Source organism: Bradyrhizobium sp., assembly GCF_017881085.1.
In the GTDB taxonomy this organism is placed as follows: domain Bacteria; phylum Pseudomonadota; class Alphaproteobacteria; order Rhizobiales; family Xanthobacteraceae; genus Bradyrhizobium.
Genome location: NZ_JADGRI010000367.1, coordinates 1 through 4,978, shown reverse-complemented (window position 1 = coordinate 4,978; position 4,978 = coordinate 1). Strand labels below are relative to the sequence as shown.

Sequence of the window (4,978 nt, the reverse complement as noted above, 5' to 3'; positions counted from 1 at the left end):
GCGATCGTGGCGCGCGACGAGCGGGAAACCGGCGAGCGCGCGCTGCTCAATCTCGGCCATACCTTCGGCCATGCGCTGGAGGCCGCCACCGGCTTCTCCGACCGGCTGTTCCATGGCGAGGGGGTTGCCGTCGGCATGGTGCTGGCGGCGGAATTCTCCGCGCAGCTCGGGATGATTGCCGAGTCCGACGCTGCGCGCGTCAAGCGTCACCTTGCCGAAGTCGGTCTGCCGACCCATTTGCAGGATATCGCGGGATTTGCCCAGGAAGGGCTGGCGGATGCCGACGCGCTGATGGCGCTGATGGCGCAGGACAAGAAAGTCAAACGCGGCCGGCTCACCTTCATCCTGCTGCAGGCTGTGGGTCGCGCCGTGATCGTTCCCGACGTCGAGCCGTCGCTGGTCCGCGATTTCCTGAAGGCGAAGCTGGCGCGAAAAACCTAGGGCATGATCCGGAAAAGCGGGAGCCGGTTTTCCGAAAAGTTCATGCTCCAACGACAGATGAAGTGATCGTCACGTCATGGATTGGCTTGATTTCTCCATTGTGATTGCCTGTTTGCTGGTTTCCGCGTTCTTCGCGGCCAGCGAGACGGCGCTGACCGGGGCGTCGCGCGCGAGCATGCTGCGGCTGTCGAAGCAGGGCAATCGCGAGGCCGCCGTCGTCTCCAGCCTGTCTTCGATGCGCGAGCGGCTCATCGGCGCGCTGCTGCTCGGCAACAACATCGCCAATATCGGCGCCTCGGCATTGGCGACCGGCCTGTTCACGGCGTGGTTCGGCGAAGTCGGCGTGCTCTACGCCACCGGCGTGATGACCGTGCTGGTCGTGATCTTCGCCGAGGTGCTGCCGAAGACCATTGCCATCAACGCGCCGGACCGGGTGGCGCTCTTGGTGGCGCGCCCGATGAAGCTGATGGTCTATGTGCTGGGGCCGCTGCTCGCCGTCGTCGAAGCGATCGTCCGGGTGCTGATGAGGATCCTCGGCATCAAGATCGGCGCCAATCAGCCGCTGCTGTCGCCGACCGAACGGTTGCGCGGCGCGGTCGACCTGCTGCACCACGAAGGCAAGGTCGAAAAGCAGGACCGCGATATGTTCGGAGGGCTGTTGGACCTGCGCGAATTGCAGGTTTCCGACGTGATGGTCCATCGCACCGAAATGGTGATGATCAACTCCGACCTGCCGGCGGAGGAACTGGTTCGCGAGGTGCTGGCCACCGAATACACGCGAATTCCGCTGTGGCGCGACAAGCCGGAAAACATCGTCGGCGTGCTGCACGCCAAGGACCTGTTGCGCGCGATCCGCGCCGCCGACGGCGACACGTCGAAAATCGATGTCAGCACAATAGCGCTGCCGCCGTGGTTCGTGCCGGAGATGCGCTCGGTCTCCGAACAGCTCAAGGCGTTCCGCCGCCGCAAGACCCACTTTGCGCTGGTGGTCGACGAATACGGCGAAGTCGAAGGCATGGTGACGCTGGAGGATATTCTGGAAGAGATCGTCGGCGATATTTCCGACGAGCACGACGTGGTGGTGGCCGGCGTGCGCGCCCAGCCCGACGGTTCGGTGGTGGTCGACGGCTCGGTACCAATCCGCGATCTCAATCGCGCGATGGACTGGAATCTTCCCGACGAAGAGGCAACCACCATCGCGGGCCTGGTGATCCACGAGGCACGCTCGATCCCGGAACGCGGCCAGAGTTTCACCTTTCACGGTTTCCGATTCCGTGTCCTGCGCCGCGAGCGCAACCGCATCACCGCGCTGCGCATCCAGGCGGTGCCGCGCGAGGCCGAGGTCGAGGAGAAAAAGCCGAAGCGGGCAGGGGCGGCATTCTAGCGGCGCGGCGCCCGATTTTGTCGTGGCCCGTCGGGGGCGGCAGCGAAAGGTGGCGTGCAGGGAGCAATAGGCTTTTTAGGGAAGCATATTGAGCTGGGTTGCCGCGCCGACCATCAGCAGCAGCAGGATGCACATCAGCGGCGAATAGGGGTTGGCCGAATTTCCCTGTGAATGATCTTCCATGACAGCACCAAATTAACGAGCGTGCGCCCGCCTGTCGCGAGCCGATTACTGCAACCGATATGGAGAGGCGGCGTAGGAATTCCAGGCGAACAATGTTGATGCGTCATAAAGGCGAAAAAAGCGCCCGCGCGCCGCGGATCGTGCGGCTGCAACTCGCGGACGGTGAGCGCATCGTTAACAATTGTGCGTAAGATCTCAGCCGGCTTCCCCCGGCGCCTGCGCCTTGATCGCCAGCGCATGCACGCTTCCCGCGAGTTCCCCAGCCAAGGCCGCATTAATCATGCGGTGGCGCTCGATCCGGCCCTTCCCTTGGAAGGCCTGCGACACAATATAGACCCTGAAGTGCGTCTCGCCGCCCGGTCGGTGGCCGGCATGGCCCTCATGCAGATGCGATTCGTCCGTGACGTCGAGGCTTTCCGGTGTGAAAGCTTCGCGCAACTTGTTTGTGATAGCGTCTTTGGTGTTCATGACGGCGGCATTACGTCCGTGACCGCGTTTCGTCAATGCGAGATCGAGAGAGAACTATTCGCAATGTCAAGACTTGAAGCTTTTCGCGTTGCGTTGTCATAGTTGGCCATGGCGATTGATTCATCCAAATTCTTCGACTCCATTCGCATCAAGCCGAACAAGCTGAGCGCGAAGCAGCAGGCGCAGGCGCGCGAAGCCTCTGTCATGTGCGAATGGCCGGAATGCAAGAACAAGGGGCCGCACCGCGCGCCCAAGGGACGGGCCAACGACAAGGAATACTGGCACTTCTGTCTCAATCACGTCCGCGAATACAACCAGTCCTATAATTTCTTCCAGGGCATGAACCCGGACGCGGTCGCGCGCTACCAGAAGGATGCGCTGACCGGCCATCGTCCGACCTGGAAGATGGGCGCCAACACCAGTTCCAAGAAGGGCAAGGGCAGCGCCGAGGCCGACCTGGAAGGCGCCGCTGATCCGTTCAGCATGTTCAGCGAGCTAAACGGCCGCGGCCGCTGGCGGCCGGGTCCCGGTGCAGGCACCGAAGCCAAGGTCGAAACCCGAAAGGTGTTCAATGCCGAGCGCAAGGCGCTGCAGGTGATGGGGCTCGGCACGGATGCGACGCTCGAGACCGTGAAGGCGAAATACAAGGCGCTGGTCAAGCAGCACCATCCCGACGCCAATGGCGGCGACCGCTCCACCGAGGATCGCCTGATCGAGATCATCAAGGCGTATAATTATCTGAAAACGGTGGTACGCGCGGGTTAGTCGCTCTCGTCGTTCCCAGCCAGGCCGGCGCGATACTCCTAGCGAAAATCCTTGCGGATCTGCTCGGCCGTCGGTTCGATCCCGCCATGCCGGCGGCGGATCGTCCAGGTGGCCAGTGCCACGATCAGCGCAGCGCCGATCACCGCCAGCATCCAGTAATGCCGGGCGATCCCGCCATGGTGCGGCAGGCCGGCATATTCGTGCAGGACCGAAATCGCCAGCACGCCGGGAAGCACATGCGCCGGCGCCCACAGCAGGATCGCCGGGATGTTGACGGCGTAAAAACGCAACGGCGCCATGGCCAGCGCCCCCGCCGTCATCGGCACGAAGGCCCTGATCGGCGGCACGAAACGCGCGAAGAATACCGCCAGCGTGCCCCAGCGATGAAAGAATGCTTCGCTTTGTGCGACCAGGCGTGGGTAATTCGACATCGGCCAGGCGCTGAGGATTTCGCGCTGGGCGCGATGTCCGATCCAGAACGCCGATCCGTCGCCGAGCAACGCCCCGGCGATGGCGGCCAGCAGCACCCATACAAGCTGCAGGTCACCGCTCGGCACCAGCGCGCTCAGCGCGAGGATGATGGTGGAGCCCGGAACCACCGAGCCCACGACTGGAACGGCCTCCAAAAGGGCGGCCAGGAACAGCGTCAGATAGGCAAGCCAGGGATTTGCCGAGACGAACGCAATCAAGGGATCGATGAAGGCAGCCACAAAATTCCTGTTTTAGCGTTGTTCGGACCGGGCGCAGACCTAACATAAGTAGCGACCGGGGTGGAAAGTGCCATCGGGGCGCGGCTTTGGGCCGCTGGCCCGGTAATCGGCCGAAAGTACAGCGCGATTCGCAGGGCAGCCTTCCAAAAACCGGGGCTAACCCCTATCTTGATGATAAGGCAACGGAACTTTGATTGAGCCGCGGGCTTCTGCCATCCCCTGCTCTCTGATAGGTTCCGCCAGCAACCATCCGCAGCCATTTTCGCAAATCTGGTTTCGGGAGCGTCCGGGACCTCGGAGGATTGATGACGACCGCCGCCACCACCAAAGTGCAAGAATCTTCCGCACCCGCGATCACTGGCTTGCCCGACATGAAGGTGTCGGTCCGGCAGGTATTCGGCATCGACAGCGACCTCGAGGTGCCGGCCTATTCCGAAGTCGATCCGCATGTGCCGGACGTCGATGCGGATTACCGCTTCGATCGCGCCACCACGCTCGCCATTCTCGCGGGCTTTGCCAAGAACCGCCGCGTCATGGTGACGGGCTATCACGGCACCGGGAAGTCGACCCATATCGAGCAGGTCGCAGCAAGGCTGAACTGGCCCTGCGTGCGCGTCAATCTCGACAGCCACATCAGCCGTATCGATCTGGTGGGCAAGGACTCCATCGTCGTGCGGGACGGCAAGCAGGTCACCGAATTCCGCGACGGCATCCTGCCCTGGGCGCTGCAACACAATATCGCGCTGGTGTTCGACGAATACGATGCGGGCCGTCCCGACGTGATGTTCGTGATCCAGCGCGTGCTGGAAGTCTCGGGCCGCCTGACGCTGCTCGACCAGAACAAGGTGATCAAGCCGCACCCGGCGTTCCGGCTGTTCTCGACCGCCAACACGGTCGGCCTCGGCGATACGTCCGGCCTCTATCACGGCACCCAGCAGATCAACCAGGGCCAGATGGACCGCTGGTCGATCGTCACCACGCTGAACTATCTCGCCCATGACGAGGAAGTCGAGATCGTGCTGGCGAA

At 62.8% G+C, this 4,978-nt stretch carries 5 protein-coding genes and 1 pseudogene; 4 read left to right on the top strand and 2 right to left on the bottom strand.

Going from position 1 to position 4,978, the window contains the following annotated elements:
* Together QZ213_RS24620 and QZ213_RS24615 are read left to right on the top strand one after the other, a co-directional pair.
* Positions 1-441: pseudogene (locus QZ213_RS24620) on the top strand (3-dehydroquinate synthase); the annotation flags it as partial.
* A 76-nt stretch (positions 442-517) separates the two neighbouring features.
* Complete coding sequence (locus QZ213_RS24615) at positions 518-1,825, top strand: HlyC/CorC family transporter (RefSeq protein ID WP_291688680.1); 1,308 nt, start codon at positions 518-520, stop codon at positions 1,823-1,825.
* A gap of 378 nt (positions 1,826-2,203) precedes the next feature.
* Here QZ213_RS24615 and QZ213_RS24610 read toward each other — a convergent pair whose 3' ends face one another.
* Positions 2,204-2,476: a BolA family protein gene (locus tag QZ213_RS24610; RefSeq protein WP_291688679.1), complete on the bottom strand. Its 273-nt coding sequence runs from the start codon at positions 2,474-2,476 to the stop codon at positions 2,204-2,206.
* A 108-nt stretch (positions 2,477-2,584) separates the two neighbouring features.
* Here QZ213_RS24610 and QZ213_RS24605 point away from each other — a divergent pair, with 108 nt between their 5' ends.
* Positions 2,585-3,241: a DnaJ domain-containing protein gene (locus QZ213_RS24605; protein ID WP_291688678.1), complete on the top strand. Its 657-nt coding sequence runs from the start codon at positions 2,585-2,587 to the stop codon at positions 3,239-3,241.
* Positions 3,242-3,279: 38 nt separating this feature from the next.
* Here the strand turns inward: QZ213_RS24605 and QZ213_RS24600 are convergent, their stop codons facing one another.
* Positions 3,280-3,951: a DedA family protein gene (locus tag QZ213_RS24600; protein ID WP_291688677.1), complete on the bottom strand. Its 672-nt coding sequence runs from the start codon at positions 3,949-3,951 to the stop codon at positions 3,280-3,282.
* A gap of 305 nt (positions 3,952-4,256) precedes the next feature.
* Here QZ213_RS24600 and QZ213_RS24595 point away from each other — a divergent pair.
* Positions 4,257-4,978, top strand: a 722-nt coding sequence (locus QZ213_RS24595) for an AAA family ATPase (protein ID WP_291688676.1), incomplete at its 3' end; no start/stop codon positions are given.